Annotated in this window: 1 protein-coding gene; it reads right to left on the bottom strand. The window is 56.6% G+C overall.

Features of this window, described 5'->3' with window-relative positions; genetic code table 11:
- Window positions 1-6: 6 nt before the first annotated feature.
- The coding region (locus SB756_RS36450; RefSeq protein ID WP_410914129.1) for a hypothetical protein at window positions 7-228 on the bottom strand (222 nt) is incomplete at its 5' end.

Here is a 228-nt window from a genome sequence, read left to right on the forward strand (position 1 = left end):
GGGCATTCACTGGCCGCCAGGCTGGAACAGGCAATAACCGAGGTACAAGCAGAAAAAAAGCGCTTGTTGACCACGGCTTACCTGGACACCCAGCACCCGGACAGCAAAGCGTTGCGTTTCCTGATAGAGGCCGGCGAAGTCGAGGTCAGGCTGACCAGAAGCCGCAAGAGGCTCAAGGCCAACGATTTTCTGGATGTGTATGACATTTATCGGCTGCAGCCCAGAGCC

It is taken from the genome of Pseudomonas sp. SIMBA_068 (assembly GCF_046534705.1).
Lineage (GTDB): Bacteria > Pseudomonadota > Gammaproteobacteria > Pseudomonadales > Pseudomonadaceae > Aquipseudomonas > Aquipseudomonas putida.